This window comes from Allobosea sp. GW821-FHT10B12, assembly GCF_059415545.1.
The window spans coordinates 453,179-467,541 of record NZ_JBWKNL010000005.1 but is presented as its reverse complement, the minus strand read 5'-3'; the positions used below and the strand labels follow the sequence as shown (position 1 = coordinate 467,541).

Below are 14,363 nucleotides of genomic sequence, written 5' to 3'. Positions count from 1 at the left end.
GGGGCCGTTACGCATGCTCCGCCGCGATCGCCAGGAGCTTGCGGCCGTAGTCGGTCTTGTCGAGAGCCCGGCCGCGGGCGCAGAGCTCCCGGTGCGAGATGAAGCCCTGCTGGAAGGCGATCTCCTCGAGCCCGGCGACGAGCTGCCCCTGGCGTTTCTGGATGGTGCGAACGAATTCACCCGCTTCCAGCAGGCTGTCATGCGTGCCCATGTCGAGCCAAGTGTAACCACGTGACATGCATTCGACATGGAGCTCGCCGGCTCGCAGATAGACGTCGTTGACATTCGTGATCTCGAGCTCGCCGCGAGCCGAAGGCCTGATGCCGGCGGCAATCTCGACGACCCGGTTGTCGTAGAAATAAAGGCCGGTGACCGCCCAGCGTGACTGCGGAGACTGTGGTTTCTCGACGATGTGCAGCGGTCGGTTCGCCGCGTCGAGCGTGACCACGCCGTAGCGTTCCGGGTCGTCGACGGCATAGGCGAAGACGGTCGCGCCGCTCTGACGCGAGCGGGCACGAGCCAGCATGTCGGTCAGGCCCGCACCGAAGAAGATGTTGTCACCCAGCACCAGCGCGACGCTGTCCTCGCCGATGAAATCGCGCCCGATGATGAAGGCCTGCGCCAGGCCTTCGGGGCGCGGCTGCACGGCATAGCTCATCTTCAGGCCGAAGCCCGAGCCGTCGCCGAAAAGGGCGACGTAATTGTCGAGATACTCCGGCGCCGAGATGATCAGGATCTGGTCGATGCCGGCCTGCATCAGGACCGAGACCGGATAGTAGATCATCGGCTTGTCGTAGACCGGGACGAGCTGCTTGTTCACGGCGAGCGTCGCGGGGTGGAGGCGCGAACCGCTGCCGCCGGCAAGAACGATGCCCTTCATGAAGTCCTCGAGAGTTCGGTCTGTGTGCTGCCGCGCGGAGGGGGCGGGCCGAGCAGGCAATCCAGCACGATTTCGATGTCGCGGCGGAAAGCTCCGAGCGCGATGCCCCGCCGCGCTGCGAGCGTGCAGTCGAGAACGGCATTGAGCGGCCGCCTCGCTGCGGTTGGATGAGCGCTCGATGGGATCGGGACCACTCTGGCCCAGGGCCCGCCGCGGTCCCGGGCGAGGTCGAGGATGATCTGCGCCTGTTCGGCCCGGCTCAGGGCGGTCTCGCCGGCCAGATGCATCAGGCCGCCGGTCGCGTTGCCGGCGATCATGTCGTGCGCGAAGATCAGCAATGCCTCAGCCAGAGCCGGTGCATAGGTCGGCTTGCCGCGCTGATCGCCCACGATCGTGAGGCTGTCGCGCCCCTTCGCCCAGTCGAGCAGCCGCGTCACGAAGCTCTCGCCCTGCGGCCCGAAGGTCCAGGAAGTTCTGACGACCAGCGCGGACGGCATCGCGTCCAGCACGGCGCGTTCGCCCGCCCGTTTCGAGGCTCCGTAGATATTGAGGGGGCGCGGCGCGTCGGCTTCGTGATACGCGCCGTCCTTCGTTCCGTCGAAAACGCAGTCGGTCGAGATGTGAATGAGCGGCACGCCGGCTCGCGCGCACGCCTTCGCCAGAGCGGCCGGGCCATCCCGATTGAGGGCGAAGGCGAGCTCAGGCTCGCTCTCGGCGCGATCGACCGCAGTATACGCCGCGGCGTTGATGACCGCTGCGGGGCGGAGCGTGTCGAGAAGGCGGGCGGGTGCGTCAGGCGATGCCAGGTCGAAATCCGGCCGGCCGGCGGTCAGGACGGTTCCGCGGCCGCGCTCGGCAAGCGCGCTGGCGAGCAGGCCGCTGCGTCCCAGCACCAGGATATCCGGGTCGTTCATGTCGAGCGCTGTCCGTTGGCTGCCGCACTCGTCACTGCCGCAGCCCGCGTCCGGCGCGCGTACAGGCCGGGCTTCCACCACGGAATGAGCGCGCGGTCGGGCGGCCCCAGTCGAGCGAGCGCGCCGTCGACGAGACCGTTGACCAGTGCGGTGATGCAATCGGAGGAGAAACGGTGATGGGCGAGGTGGACGACGAGTCTGACGGGCAGCGAGGCCAGGAACTTGACCTTGTGCCGGCTAGGAACATGCCGCAGCCGGAGCATGGCGAGCTGGTTGCGGATATAGGTGTAGAGCCGCCGCGGCGGCTGGTCGGTCAGCAACAGGCCGAGGGGCAGTCGGATGACGCCCCGCCCGAGCTGGTGCTGCATCGGCACCGCCGGATCGACCCAGATCGAATACCCGGCGGCACTGGCCCGCAGACACCATTCGATGTCGATCGCGTCGATGAAGTAATCCGTGCGGAAGTCGCCGATGGCGGCCAGAGCGTCGAGGCGGATCAGCGAGCCGGACGAGATCACGAAACTCGTCCGCAATGGTTCTCCGTCATCCTGCCTGGCGGCGGTCGCCAGGCGCATCTTCCCGCCTTCTGAGGTGATCGGCTGCGGGCCGACGACCGCCGGCTTCTCTCCGCAGGCAGAAAGACGGCGATGGGTCGCCATCAGGCCCCCGACCATTCCAGGCTCGGGCGTGCTGTCCTGGTCGAGCAAAAGCAGGAACTCGTCGTTGCGTGCCTTGGCCAGATGGCGAAACGCGTTGTAGGCCGCGCCGAGGCCGCGATTGAGGCCTGGTCTCAGAATGACCAGTTCGGCCCCGCCGGCTGCCGCTTCCAGCACCTGCTGCTGTTCTCCGCTGACGGGTGAATTGGCGTAGACGGCTATGGTCGAGACATCGCCGGCGAGCGACGCGACGAGGCTTTGCAGTGCCGTGAAATGGGGTTGGTAGATCACGATGCCGGCAAGGCAGGATGTCGGGTTTTCAGCCAGGGCGGTCATGCCGGGATGCTCCTGAGGTTCGATGGTGACGGGGTAGGGGTGGAGGCCAGCACCTCGCCGAGCGGCCCGTCGGCGACGAGGCGGCCATGCTCGAGGCGCAGCGCCCGCGTGCAGAGGCTGGCGAGCAGGCTGTCGCTGTGGGAGGCGAGGACGAGGATGCCGGCGCGGGCGACGAAGGCGGTCAGCCGGGCCTGCGCCTTCGCCATGAAGGCCGCATCGCCGGCGAGGATGCCTTCGTCGAGCAGCAGCACGTCGGGATCGACGCTGGTGCAGATCGCGAAGGACAGGCGCGTCTGCATGCCGGCCGAATAGGTCCGGATCGGCATGTCGAGGAAGCCGCCGAGCTCGGTGAAATCGGCGATCTCGTCGATGCGGCTTTCGATCTGGCGCCGGCTCAGGCCGAGATAGAGGCCGCGCAGGCGGATATTGTCATAGCCGCTCGCCTCGCCATCCATGCCGAGGCCGATATCGAAGAGCGGCGCGATCTTGCCGCTCACCGCGACGCGGCCGGCCTGGGGCACATAGATGCCGGCGAGCACGCGCAGCAGCGTCGTCTTACCGGCGCCGTTGTGGCCGACCAGGGCGACACGCTCGCCATGGGCGATGCTGATGTCGATGTCGCGCAGGGCCTCGATGCAGGCCCGCGAGCGGGCATCGGAACCGATGCGCCCGCCGGTGGCGCTGCTGACGAGGCGGTTGCGCAGCGAGCGGGCACTGCCGCCATAGAGCGGGAACTGCACGCTGACGCGATCGAGATGGATCGAGCTCACCGCCGCCTCACAGCCAATAGGCGACGCGCCAGCGCAGCCGCGTGTAGAGGGCGAGCGCGAGGCAAAGATTGAGGGCGGTGACGGCGAGCGCCACAGCGAAGCTTTCGACCGGAACGCCGGAGCCGAGCAGCGGCGCGCGCACGATCTCGATCAGGTGGAACAGCGGGTTGAATCGCGCCAGCGCGTGCCGGTCGCCGAGATCCTCGGCGCGCCAGAGCACCGGCGTGACGAAAAGCAGCATCTGCGTCGCGTTGGCGACGAGCGGCATCATGTCGCGAAAGCGTGCGCCGACGAGGCCGAGCGTCACGCTCCAGCCAATGCCGTTGAGCAGCAGCAGGGCCAGCCCCGGCAGGGCCGCGAGTCCCGTCCAGCCGGGCTCGATGCCGCAGGCGACGAGGACGACGAGGACGATCGCGGCATTGTGGGCGAGGATGATCAGGTTACGCCAGACGACGCGCAGCACATGGATGCCGATCGGCGCGGGCATCTGCTTGATTGCCGCCGTGGCCGCCGTGAACGTGGCGACGCCCTCGTTCAATAGGGCGGTGATCAGCGACCACAGCACCATGCCCACGGTGACATAGGGCAGGTAGGCGGCGACCGGCACGCGGAAGAGCGCCGCGTAGGTGACCCCCAATCCCGCGACGAAAACGGCCAGGCTGATCGTCACCCAGAACGGCCCGAAGACCGAGCGGCTGTAGCGCTGGCGCACATCGTACCAGCCCATGGTCAGCCACAATTCGGCGAGGCCCACGGCGCGAGCGGCATCGGCGATCGCACTGCGCCACGGGTGGCGGTCGCGCGACGGCGCGTCGTGAACAAGCATCGCGGCAGGCGACATCTGCCAATCTCCTTGAGCGAGGTCCCTGTCACGAAGCGCAGGAAACGACGCGGTAGCGGGTTGACAGGTTGAATAAGTGGGAATAATTCCCACGTCAATATCAGGTGGGAAATTTTCTCACTCTAACGCCGCGCACGACGAGGCGCGGGATTACGGAAGCGGATGATGAAGATCAGGAAAGCAGTGATCCTGGCCGGCGGGCGCGGCACGCGGATCATGGAAGAATCGGAATATCGGCCCAAGCCGATGATCGAGATCGGTGGCCGGCCGATCATCTGGCACATCATGAAGCTGTATTCGCGCTACGGCATCAACGAGTTCGTGATCTGCCTCGGATACAAGGGCTATTTCCTGAAGGAGTATTTCGGGAACTACCTGCTCCACTCATCGGATGTGACATTCGACTTCACCCTGGGCGGGATGACCGTTCATGCCGGCCGCGCCGAGCCCTGGAAGGTGACGCTCGTCGACACCGGCCAGGAGACGATGACCGGCGGCCGCATCGCCCGCGTGAAGCCCTATCTGGACGGTGAGAGCTTCTGCCTGACCTATGGCGACGGCGTCTCGGACGTGCCGATCGACCGGCTGGTCGCCTTCCATGAAAGCCATGGCCGCGCCGCGACCGTGACGGCAGTCCGCCCCCCGGGGCGCTTCGGCGTGCTCGACCTTGACGGCAACGGCGTCAGCGGCTTCCGCGAGAAGGCCGCGAGCGACGCGGGCTTCATCAATGGCGGCTTCTTCGTGCTGTCACCGCGCGCGCTCGACCATATCGCCGGCGACGACACTGTCTGGGAAAGCGGCCCGATGGAGGGCCTCGCCCGCGACGGCGAGCTCATGGCCTACCCCCATGACGGCTTCTGGCAGCCGATGGACACGCTGCGTGACAAGCGTCGCCTTGAGGAACTCTGGGAAAGCGGCGAGGCGCCATGGCGGGTCTGGTGAATCCCGATCCGGCCTTCTGGCGTGGTCGGCGCGTCCTCGTCACCGGGCATAGCGGCTTCAAGGGAACCTGGCTCAGCCTGTGGCTGGCGCGGCTCGGTGCGGTCCCGCTCGGCCTGTCACTGCCGGCACAGGATCTGGACGAGGAGGAGCGGCTGGCCATCCTGCACGGCACGGTGACGGGCGCGCCCTGCGATCTGCGAGATGCGCAGGCGACCCGGGAGGCCCTTGCGCAACTCGCACCGGAGATCGTCCTGCACCTGGCGGCCCAGCCCCTGGTGCGCCAGTCCTATCTCGATCCCCGGCTCACATTCGAGACGAATGTCATGGGCACCCTGAACCTGCTCGAGGCGGTTCGGGCTCACCCGAGTGTGCAAGCGGTCCTGATCGCGACCACCGACAAGTGCTACGAGAACCGCGAATGGTCCTGGCCCTATCGCGAAGCCGACGCACTCGGCGGCCACGATCCCTACAGCGCCAGCAAGGCCTGCACGGAGCTGCTCGCCGCATCCTGGCGCAGCTCCTTCGCCGTGACGCCGGCGCGTACTATCGCGATTGCGACCGCTCGTGCCGGCAATGTCATCGGCGGCGGGGACTGGGCACTGGACCGGCTCGTGCCGGACGCGATCCGGGCCTTTGCCCGCGGCGAGCCTGTCATCGCGCGCAACCCGGCTGCGACGCGGCCGTGGCAGCATGTTCTCGATGCGCTCTGCGGCTATCTGCTGCTGGCCGAGCGCCTCCATGTGGATCAGGCGGGCTTTGCCGAAGCCTGGAATTTTGGGCCCGACGCCAGTGCCGAGCGCCCGGTCTCAGCGGTTCTCGACAGCCTCGTCCGGTTTTGGGACGAGAGCGCCTCCTGGCGGCACGACGCGAAGCCAGGCCCGCATGAGGCGAGCCGGCTCGCCCTCGACTCCAGCAAGGCGCGCCAGCGTCTCGATTGGCGTCCACGCCTCGACTTCGAGGCGGCAATGGCGCTGACGGCGCAATGGTACCGGGCTCACCACCTGGGCGCACCCGCCGCCGAGCTTATCGCCGCCGATATCGAAACCTATGAACGCGGAGCTTTTCGCTGATGAACCTGTGCAAGTGCCGCTTCTGCAGCGCGCCCCTGACCACGATCTTCGCCGATCTCGGCATGAGCCCGCTCGCCAACAGCTTCGTGCTCCCGGAAGACGCCTGCGAGCCCGAGACCTTCTTTCCGCTGCAGGTCTATGTCTGCGATGCCTGCAAGCTGGTGCAGACGCGCGATGTCGAGGCGCCGGACGCGATCTTCGGCGACTACGCCTATTTCTCCGGCTATTCGCAGAGCTGGCTGGCGCATAGTGAACGCTATGCGGCGAGGATGATCGAGTCCTTCGGCCTCTCGGACACCAGCAAGGTCGTCGAGGTCGCGAGCAATGACGGCTACCTGCTCCAGTTCTTCCAGCGCGCCGGCATTCCGGTGCTGGGCGTCGAGCCGGCGGCCAATGTCGCGGCTGTGGCGCAGCGCCTCGGCATTCCGACGCAAGTGCGCTTCTTCGGCCGCGCCACGGCGCGCGACCTGTCGGCGCAGGGGCATCGCGCTGATCTGATCGCTGCGAACAATGTCGTCGCCCATGTGCCGGATCTGAACGACTTCGTCGCCGGCTTCGAGCTGCTGCTCAAGCCGGGTGGCGTGCTGACCCTGGAATTCCCGCATCTGCTGCGGATGCTGGCGGAGAACCAGTTCGACACGATCTATCACGAGCACTTTTCCTATTTCTCCTTTCTGGCGATCGAGCGTGTCCTGCTGGCGCATGGTCTCGTTGTCTTCGATGTCGAGCGGCTGCCGACGCATGGCGGCTCGCTGCGTGTCTTCGCCGGGCATGCCGAGGGCGGGATCTGGCAATGCTCCGACGCGGTGATGGCGCTGCGCCGGGAGGAGGAGGCGTTCGGGCTCGATGGTCTCGACGCCTACACGGACTTCGCCCAGCGGATCGCGCGCACCAAGTTCGCGCTTCTGGATTTCCTGATCGGCGCCAGGCGAGCCGGCAAACGGGTCGCCGCCTATGGGGCTCCGGCCAAGGGCAATACGCTGCTGAACTATTGCGGCATCGGGCCGGAGCTCATCGATTTCACCGTTGATCGCAGCCCGCACAAGCAGGGCCGGCTGCTGCCCGGCACGCGTATCCCGATCAAGGCGCCGGACGAGATCCTGAAGGCGCAGCCAGACTACCTGCTGATCCTGCCCTGGAACCTCAAGACCGAGATCATGCAGCAGATGGCGCCCGTGCGCGCCTGGGGCGGACGCTTCGTCGTGCCGATCCCCGAGATCGAGGTGCTGGCATGATCCTCATCGAAACCCGCATCGCCGGTGTCTTCATCGTCGAGATCGAGCCGCATGCCGACGAGCGTGGGCACTTTGCCCGCTGCTACTGCGCCGAAGTCTTTGCCCGGCACGGCATCGACTTCACGCCGGTCCAGTGCAACCTGTCGTTCAATCCGCATCCTGGCACGCTGCGCGGCCTGCACTATCAGGCAAAGCCGGTGCCGGATGCGAAGCTGGTGCGCTGTACGCGCGGCGCGATCTTCGACGTTGCGGTCGATCTGCGACCGGGCTCTCCGACCTATGCCGAATGGGTGGGCGTCGAACTCTCCGCGGACAATGGGAGGGCACTCTTCGTCCCGGAAGGCTGCGCCCATGGCTTCCAGACGATCCATGCAGGGAGCGAGATCCTCTACCTGATGGGCGCGCCCTATCGGCCCGACCTGGCGCGCGGTGCACGCTGGAACGACCCGGCATTCGACATCCGCTGGCCGGCTCCGGGCCCCCGCCTGAATACGCGCGATGCGACCTACCCGGACCAGCGCATCTGAAACCTCCCGCCGGAAATGACTCACACAATGACAGGCATCGAAGACAGCGCGGCTGCCGACGGGCATGCTGCCGAGAGCGTCGCGCGCGGCCCCTTCCGGGCTCTGGGCGCCATCCTGAAGCGCCGCGCAGGGACGCCGTTTCACCCCGCTGGGAAGCTCCGGCCGGAGCCGATGGCGGGGCATTGGCGAAGCCAGGGCTTCGATTCCTATTTCTACGTGCCGATGCGATGCCGGGCCGGATTGCTGCGCGTCCGTTTCGAGGCGACCATTCTGGATGCGGGTGCCGATCACCGTGATCGCTGGCGGCTCTATTTCGACATCGGCGAGGGCTTTCGCGAGGAAGACAGCCTCGTCATCGACTGCAGCGGCCCCCGGATTGAGATCGAAACGATGATCGACCTGCCAGCGCCGGTGCGGGCTTTCCGCATCGACCCGTGCGAACGAAGCGGGCGGTTCGTGCTGCACAAGCTGGCGCTTTCCGCTCTCGCCTCGGCTCCGCCGCTTGCGAGCGGCGCTCTGCATCGGATCGCAGAGCTGTATCGGCGGCGTGCGCTGTTGCGGGCAGCGATGACGGCGGCCCATCTCGTCTTGCGTGGTGACTGGCGTGTCTTGCGGCAACGCATTGCGTCCGGAGCCGGCACCGACGCGGCAGGTTATCATCGCTGGGTGCGGAGCCGGATCATGACGCCAGCGTTGCGGCAGCGCTTCGTCGCCCGGAGCCGGAGGTTCAATCTTCGGCCGCGCTTCTCGATCATCATGCCGACCTATAATTCGCCGCCTGTCTTTCTGGTGAAGGCGCTCGAATCGGTGCTGGCCCAGACCTATCCCGACTGGGAGCTGCTCGCGGTGGACGATGGCTCCACGGATCCATCCGCGCTCGCAATCCTCCGCGATTTCGCTGCCCGCGATCCGCGGATCAAACCGACTTTCCTGCTCGCGAATGGCGGGATTGCCGCCGCCAGCAATGTGGCGCTGGGGCAGGCGAGCGGCGATTACATCGCGCTGCTGGATCACGACGACGAGCTCGCGCCGCATGCGCTTCATGCTTTCACCGACGCGATCAACCGCACGCCGCAGGCTGACTGGCTCTATTCCGACGAGGACAAGATCGACGAGGCGGGCCATCGCTCCAGCCCGTTCTTCAAGCCGGACTGGTCACCCGCTTATTTCCTGTCCTGCATGTACAGCTGCCATCTCGGCGTCTACCGCACCAGCCTGGCGCGGCGTCTCGGCGGCTTCCGCTCAGAATACGACTTCGCCCAGGACTATGACCTAGCGCTGCGCTTCGCCGCATCGACAACGCATATCGTCCACGTGCCCGACATTCTCTACCATTGGCGCATGCTGCCGCAGTCGACCGCGTCCGGCAGTGAGGCCAAACCGCAGGCGGAGCTGGCGGCGCGCCGTGCGGTGCAGGACTTCGTCGACCGCGGTCCCTATGGCGGCAAGGTCGAAGCCGGCCCGGTGCCAGGGACCCACCGCGTCCGGTTCGCCATCGCCGGCAAACCTCTGGTCTCGATCGCGATTCCTACGGCGGGCTATCGCAACCAAGTGCAAGGAGGCGGGTGGTACGTGCTCGATCTCGTACACTCCATCCGCGAGCGTGCGACCTATCCCGACATCGAGATCGTGGTCTCGGAGAATGGCGACCTCGCGCCGGGGCTCCGACAGGCCCTCCTCGAATTCGGCGTCCGCCTGGTCCGCTATGAGAGCGGGGAGTTCAACCTCTCCGACAAGATCAACCGCCTGGCGGACGCGACCTGCGGCGACTACCTCCTGCTCCTGAACGACGACATGCGCATCATCTCGCCGGGCTGGATCGAGGAGATGCTGATGTGGTGCCAGCAGGATGGCGTCTCCGGTGTCGGCGCGAAGCTGTTCTTCCCAGACGGGCGGATCCAGCATGCCGGTGTGCTGCTGCTCGGCCAGGGGCCGTCGCACCCCTACTACCTGCATCACGGATCGGAGATCGGGCAGGTCTGCTCGGCCATCGTCCCGCGCGACTACAGCGCCGTCACCGGCGCCTGCATGATGGTGAGGCGCGCAGATTTTCAGGCGGTCGGCGGTTTCGATCCGGCCTATCGGATCAACTACAACGATGTCGATTTCTGCATGCGGCTCAACGCCCGGACCGGTGGGCATTTCATCTTCACGCCCTATGCCTGCCTCGAGCATCACGAGTCGGTCAGCCGGCCGGAGCCCGTGTGCGGCGATCTCGACAAATTCAATCGGCAGTGGTCCGCAATCGTCGGCCGTGATCCGTTCTACAATCTCAACCTGTCGCAGAACTCGGCCTGCTTTGCGCTTGCGGCTGATCCTCGATCGCTGCAGGAGATATACGGGCTGTAGTTTGGAGTATTGGCGCAAGGCATGTCGTGACATGCCGTCCAGGCCCTCTTGTGAGCGACCGGCCGATGTTTCGGCCGCCGGCGGCCTATCTCGGCGACGGGTGTTCCATCCTGAAGCGCGGCACGATCATCGGAGTCCCGGCCATAGGGTCCGGGATGACGACGCAGGCGACGCCGAAGACCGCTTCTATCAGCTCGCTGGTCACGATCCCCGCCGGGGTGCCCTGAGCCTGGATCCTGCCGTCCTTCATCGCAATCAGGCAGCTCGCATAGCGGCAGGCCTGGTTGAGATCGTGCAACACGGCGACGATGGTCTTTCCAGCTCGGTTCAGCGCCCGGCAGAGCTCCAGCACCTCGATCTGGTGCGCAAGGTCGAGGAAGGTGGTCGGTTCGTCGAGCAGCAGCAGGTCAGTTTCCTGGGCGAGCGCCATGGCGATCCAGGCCTTCTGGCGCTGGCCGCCCGACAATTCGTCGAGGCGTCGCGCGGCGAGAGCGGTGACGCCGGCCGCCGCCATGGCTTTGGCGACAGCGGCCTCGTCATCGGCCGACCAGCGCTTGAACAGGCCGCCATGCGGGTGGCGTCCGCGCGCGACGAGATCGGCGACGGTGATCCCATCCGGTGTCTCCGCTCCTTGCGGCAGCACGGCGAGCCGACGCGCGCGCTCGCGATGGCTGAAATCGGCGATGGCGCGCCCGTCGAGCAGGACGCTGCCGCCGGATGACGCGTGCAGGCGAGCGAGCGTGCGCAGCAGGGTCGACTTGCCGCAGGCATTGGGGCCGACAATGACCGTGAAGCCGCCGCGCGGAAAAGCGAGATCGAGCCCGCACAGAATGTCCCTGGTACCGTGGCCGGCACGCAGGGCACGGGTCTCGAGGGGATAGACTTCACTCATGAACCCGCACCGCTTCGCATCCTGCTCCGCAGCAGCAGGACGAAATAGAGGCCGCCGAGGCAGGCGGTGACCGCTCCGACGGGAAGCGAGCGGGGTGCGAACAGGATCCGCGCGACGCAGTCGCTGCCGAGCAGGAAGAGCGCCCCGAACAGGGCCGAGGTCGAAAGCGGCAGCCCCGTGCTGCCGGCGAGCCGGCGCGCGGCATGCGGCGCGATCAGCGCGACGAAGCCGACCGGCCCCGCGATCAGGGTCGCGGTGGCGGTCAAGCTGAGCCCGACGAGGCCGAGGCACAGTCGCGCGGTGCCGGGCGGCTCGCCCAGCGCCATCGCCTTGTCGTCGCCCAGTGCGAGCGCATCCATCGTGCGGCGGCAGGCAAGACCCAGCGGCAGCAGCACGAGCAGGATGGTCGCTCCGATCGCGAGCCGGCCCCGGTCGATGCCGGCGAGCGCGCCTTGTTTCCAGCTCGCCGCGATCAGCGCGGAATCGAGCGGAGCGGTGAAAATCAGCCAGTCGTTCAGGGCGGTGAAGCCGGCGCCGACGGCGATGCCGATCAGGATCAGCCGGTTGCGCTCGACATGGCCGCCGCCGGCCGCGGCATAGACGAGCAGCCCGGCGAGGAGCCCTCCGGTGAAGGAGGCCAGCGCGACGATCGAGGCGGCGGCGCCTGCCAGCATCGCCAGGATCGCGCCGGAGAAGGCGCCTGCGTCGAAGCCGATCACATCCGGGCTGCCAAGTGGGTTGCGCAGCAGGGTCTGGAACAGGGCGCCCGCCATGCCGAGCGCGGCGCCGGCTGAGAGTGCGGCGAGGACACGCGGCAGCCGCCATTCGAGCACCATGAGCTGGATCGGAGCTGCAGCCTCGCCCGCCAGCGCGCGAGCGGTATCCGCGAGCGAAACCGGCATGGTTCCGAGCGTAAGCGCGAGCAGCGCCAGGCCAATGCAGGTCGTTGCAAGGCCAAGGTCGACTGCGAGCGAGCGGCGGGCGGGACGCCCAATACGGGTTGTCTCGCCTTGCGCTGGAACCTGAGCGATGAGCGGCATCGTCATGCCTGGCTCTGCCGTGATCGCGCCAGCAGGACCAAGATGGGCGCACCGATCAGGGCTGCGACGATACCAACGGGTAGCTCCGCGGGCGGTGCGGCCACGCGCCCGAGCGCGTCGGCGGCGGCGACAAGTGCGGCACCAACGAGAGCCGCGACGGGTAGGATGATGCGCTGGTCAACGCCACCGAGCCGACGCGCGATATGTGGGGCGGCGATGCCGATGAAGGCGATCGGCCCGGCGGCCGCGACAGCCGCGCCCGCGAGCAGGACGACGGCGACGAGGCACCCCGCTTGCGCCCAGCCGACATTGAGCCCGAGCGCGGCAGCACGGTCTTCGCCAAGCGCCAGCAGGTTGAGCCGTGGCGCCAGCAGTGCGGCAAGCACCATCCCCATGAGCAGCGGCGGCGCGATCGCGGGCAGCAGAGCGAGGCCGTCGCCGGAGAGCGCGCCGACCCGCCAGTTGCGGACGATGTCGAAGCGTTCCGGGTCGGCGAGCGCGATCGCCTGCCCGACGCCGAAGCAGAAGGCGGTGACGGCGACGCCGGCAAGCGTCAGCTTGATCGATGCGGAGGAGCCGCGCGGCGCGCCGGCGACCGCATGCACGGCGAGCGCAGCCAGCGCAGCGCCGCCGGAAGCGAGCCAGACATTTGCCGTCGGGCCGAGTGCGAACACCCCCGAGCCGATGATCATCGCCAGGCTGGCCCCCGCATTGATGCCGAGCAGGCCGGGATCGCCGAGCGGGTTGCGCGTTGCCGCCTGGATGATCGCGCCAGCCACACCGAGGGCGGCGCCGACGATGAGCCCAAGCGCCAGCCGTGGCAGGCGCAATTGCCAGAGGATCAGCACCGCCTCGCTGTCACGCCCCTGCGCCAAGTCGAGCAGGCTCGACGGTGGCAGCAGTTTTGCTCCGGCGAGCAGGCTCGCCAGCATCGCGGCCGCAAGCAGCAAGCCGGCGATGAGAGTGCTGCGCAAGTGGCCAGTCATGCCGAAAGCCGCGCAAACAGCGCGCCCCAGGCGCGGGCGAGATAGCGCGCCGTATAGAGCGAACCGAAGGTGCAGTTGCCGGCAACGGTCTCGATCCGGTCGGCCCTCACCGCCGGCAGCCGCTGCCAGAGCGCCTCGCGCGCCAGCATCTGCGGCCCGCCGTCGCCGAAATCGATCAGCAGGATGCCGTCGACTGCGCCGAGCACGTCGCCGAAGGAATCGAGCGCGACCTCGCCATTGGGGCCGAGGCGGTCGGCGGCGACTTCGCGGCCGCCGAGCTCGGCGAGCACCTGGGCCGGCATGACGAGGCCGTAGCGGGTGCCGGCGCTACGCACCAGCAGGCGGCGCTTGATCGCGTCGTAGTGCACGGCGGCGACGAGCGAACCTTCGATCGCTGGCCGATGTCGCTGCCGGATCGCAGCAACTATCTCTGCATGGGCCGCGACGATCCGCACCGCCTCCTCCGGTCGGTCGAGCCAGCCGCCCAGCCGCGTCAGGTTCTCCTGCCAGGTGATGCGATGGTTGCTCGGCAGGACGGGAGCGATTGCCGGCAGCCGTGCTAGCGGCCACCAGTCGGAGTTCGGAGCGCTGTCCGGACACAGGATCAGGTCCGGTGCCAGCATCAGGATCTGTTCGAGATCGGGCGGCGCGGCGAGGAAGGGCACGTTCGGCGGCACGGGAACCCAGGGCCGCGCCCGGCTATGGCTGTAGCCGACCAGCGGCAGATCGAAGGTGAGTGCCTGCTCCAGTCCGATACGCGAGTCGATCGCAACCACCCGCTGCGGCACGGCCGGGATATCGAGCCGGCCGAGCGAGGTTTCGACCTGCCGGCGAGTTGGCGCGGCCGTTACTGCTGCGGGCGCACCTAGCAGCGCTGCCGCCCCGGCCGCGAAGACACGCCGCGAGAGCTTCCGGCCCCGCACGC

The 14,363-nt window shown here is 67.6% G+C and carries 14 protein-coding genes; 5 read left to right on the top strand and 9 right to left on the bottom strand.

What is annotated here, in order from left to right:
• Positions 1–7: 7 nt before the first annotated feature.
• Genes rfbA through AC07O0_RS19855 form a run of 5 tightly spaced genes read right to left on the bottom strand, consistent with a single transcriptional unit; the run spans position 8 to position 4,397 of the window.
• Positions 8–880 carry a glucose-1-phosphate thymidylyltransferase RfbA gene (gene rfbA / locus AC07O0_RS19875; RefSeq protein WP_494625405.1) on the bottom strand — a complete coding sequence of 291 codons (873 nt, stop codon included), beginning with the start codon at positions 878–880 and terminating at the stop codon, positions 8–10.
• Positions 877–1,875: a dTDP-4-dehydrorhamnose reductase gene (gene rfbD, locus AC07O0_RS19870; RefSeq protein WP_494625404.1), complete on the bottom strand. Its 999-nt coding sequence runs from the start codon at positions 1,873–1,875 to the stop codon at positions 877–879. The genes rfbA and rfbD overlap by 4 nt, the downstream gene beginning before the upstream one ends.
• Positions 1,791–2,786 (bottom strand): glycosyltransferase family protein, encoded by a 996-nt coding sequence (locus AC07O0_RS19865; protein WP_494625403.1) that lies wholly within the window; start codon positions 2,784–2,786, stop codon positions 1,791–1,793. Before AC07O0_RS19865 ends, rfbD begins: the two co-directional genes overlap by 85 nt.
• Entirely contained in the window at positions 2,783–3,556 is a 774-nt protein-coding gene (locus tag AC07O0_RS19860) for an ABC transporter ATP-binding protein (protein WP_494625402.1), read from the bottom strand. Before AC07O0_RS19860 ends, AC07O0_RS19865 begins: the two co-directional genes overlap by 4 nt.
• A 7-nt stretch (positions 3,557–3,563) precedes the next feature.
• Positions 3,564–4,397 carry an ABC transporter permease gene (locus tag AC07O0_RS19855; protein WP_494625401.1) on the bottom strand — a complete coding sequence of 278 codons (834 nt, stop codon included), beginning with the start codon at positions 4,395–4,397 and terminating at the stop codon, positions 3,564–3,566.
• 165 nt (positions 4,398–4,562) lie between these two features.
• Between AC07O0_RS19855 and rfbF the strand changes: the two genes are divergently transcribed.
• Genes rfbF through AC07O0_RS19830 form a run of 5 tightly spaced genes read left to right on the top strand, consistent with a single transcriptional unit; the run spans position 4,563 to position 10,520 of the window.
• Positions 4,563–5,339, top strand: coding sequence for a glucose-1-phosphate cytidylyltransferase (rfbF, locus tag AC07O0_RS19850; RefSeq protein WP_494625400.1), 777 nt, complete (start codon positions 4,563–4,565; stop codon positions 5,337–5,339).
• On the top strand, positions 5,324–6,409 hold the full coding sequence (gene rfbG, locus AC07O0_RS19845; RefSeq protein ID WP_494625399.1) for a CDP-glucose 4,6-dehydratase: 1,086 nt from the start codon (positions 5,324–5,326) through the stop codon (positions 6,407–6,409). The genes rfbF and rfbG overlap by 16 nt, the downstream gene beginning before the upstream one ends.
• Complete coding sequence (locus tag AC07O0_RS19840; protein WP_494625398.1) at positions 6,409–7,644, top strand: methyltransferase domain-containing protein; 1,236 nt, start codon at positions 6,409–6,411, stop codon at positions 7,642–7,644. Before rfbG ends, AC07O0_RS19840 begins: the two co-directional genes overlap by 1 nt.
• A complete protein-coding gene (gene rfbC, locus AC07O0_RS19835) occupies positions 7,641–8,171 on the top strand; it encodes a dTDP-4-dehydrorhamnose 3,5-epimerase (RefSeq protein WP_494625397.1) in 531 nt (176 codons plus the stop codon). The genes AC07O0_RS19840 and rfbC overlap by 4 nt, the downstream gene beginning before the upstream one ends.
• A 27-nt stretch (positions 8,172–8,198) precedes the next feature.
• Positions 8,199–10,520 (top strand): glycosyltransferase family 2 protein, encoded by a 2,322-nt coding sequence (locus tag AC07O0_RS19830; RefSeq protein ID WP_494625396.1) that lies wholly within the window; start codon positions 8,199–8,201, stop codon positions 10,518–10,520.
• An 85-nt stretch (positions 10,521–10,605) separates the two neighbouring features.
• On the opposite strand, the gene AC07O0_RS19825 is transcribed toward AC07O0_RS19830, so the two are convergent.
• The 4 genes from AC07O0_RS19825 to AC07O0_RS19810 are packed head-to-tail and all read right to left on the bottom strand — an operon-like array spanning position 10,606 to position 14,361.
• A complete protein-coding gene (locus tag AC07O0_RS19825) occupies positions 10,606–11,412 on the bottom strand; it encodes an ABC transporter ATP-binding protein (RefSeq protein WP_494625395.1) in 807 nt (268 codons plus the stop codon).
• Complete coding sequence (locus tag AC07O0_RS19820) at positions 11,409–12,458, bottom strand: FecCD family ABC transporter permease (RefSeq protein ID WP_494625394.1); 1,050 nt, start codon at positions 12,456–12,458, stop codon at positions 11,409–11,411. Before AC07O0_RS19820 ends, AC07O0_RS19825 begins: the two co-directional genes overlap by 4 nt.
• Positions 12,455–13,426 (bottom strand): FecCD family ABC transporter permease, encoded by a 972-nt coding sequence (locus AC07O0_RS19815; RefSeq protein ID WP_494625393.1) that lies wholly within the window; start codon positions 13,424–13,426, stop codon positions 12,455–12,457. Before AC07O0_RS19815 ends, AC07O0_RS19820 begins: the two co-directional genes overlap by 4 nt.
• An 8-nt stretch (positions 13,427–13,434) precedes the next feature.
• The gene (locus tag AC07O0_RS19810; protein ID WP_494625392.1) at positions 13,435–14,361 is read right to left on the bottom strand and encodes an ABC transporter substrate-binding protein; all 927 of its coding nucleotides are present in this window, start codon (positions 14,359–14,361) and stop codon (positions 13,435–13,437) included.
• Positions 14,362–14,363 lie beyond the last annotated feature (2 nt).

Excerpts from the sequence above, each read along its gene's own strand:
- AC07O0_RS19840 (WP_494625398.1), top strand. The coding sequence starts at position 6,409 with ATGAACCTGTGCAAGTGCCGCTTCTGCAGCGCGCCCCTGACCACGATC.
- rfbA (WP_494625405.1), bottom strand. The coding sequence starts at position 880 with ATGAAGGGCATCGTTCTTGCCGGCGGCAGCGGTTCGCGCCTCCACCCC.
- AC07O0_RS19865 (WP_494625403.1), bottom strand. The coding sequence starts at position 2,786 with ATGACCGCCCTGGCTGAAAACCCGACATCCTGCCTTGCCGGCATCGTG.
- rfbC (WP_494625397.1), top strand. The coding sequence starts at position 7,641 with ATGATCCTCATCGAAACCCGCATCGCCGGTGTCTTCATCGTCGAGATC.
- rfbF (WP_494625400.1), top strand. The coding sequence starts at position 4,563 with ATGAAGATCAGGAAAGCAGTGATCCTGGCCGGCGGGCGCGGCACGCGG.
- rfbG (WP_494625399.1), top strand. The coding sequence starts at position 5,324 with ATGGCGGGTCTGGTGAATCCCGATCCGGCCTTCTGGCGTGGTCGGCGC.
- AC07O0_RS19825 (WP_494625395.1), bottom strand. The coding sequence starts at position 11,412 with ATGAGTGAAGTCTATCCCCTCGAGACCCGTGCCCTGCGTGCCGGCCAC.
- AC07O0_RS19830 (WP_494625396.1), top strand. The coding sequence starts at position 8,199 with ATGACAGGCATCGAAGACAGCGCGGCTGCCGACGGGCATGCTGCCGAG.
- AC07O0_RS19855 (WP_494625401.1), bottom strand. The coding sequence starts at position 4,397 with ATGTCGCCTGCCGCGATGCTTGTTCACGACGCGCCGTCGCGCGACCGC.
- AC07O0_RS19820 (WP_494625394.1), bottom strand. The coding sequence starts at position 12,458 with ATGACGATGCCGCTCATCGCTCAGGTTCCAGCGCAAGGCGAGACAACC.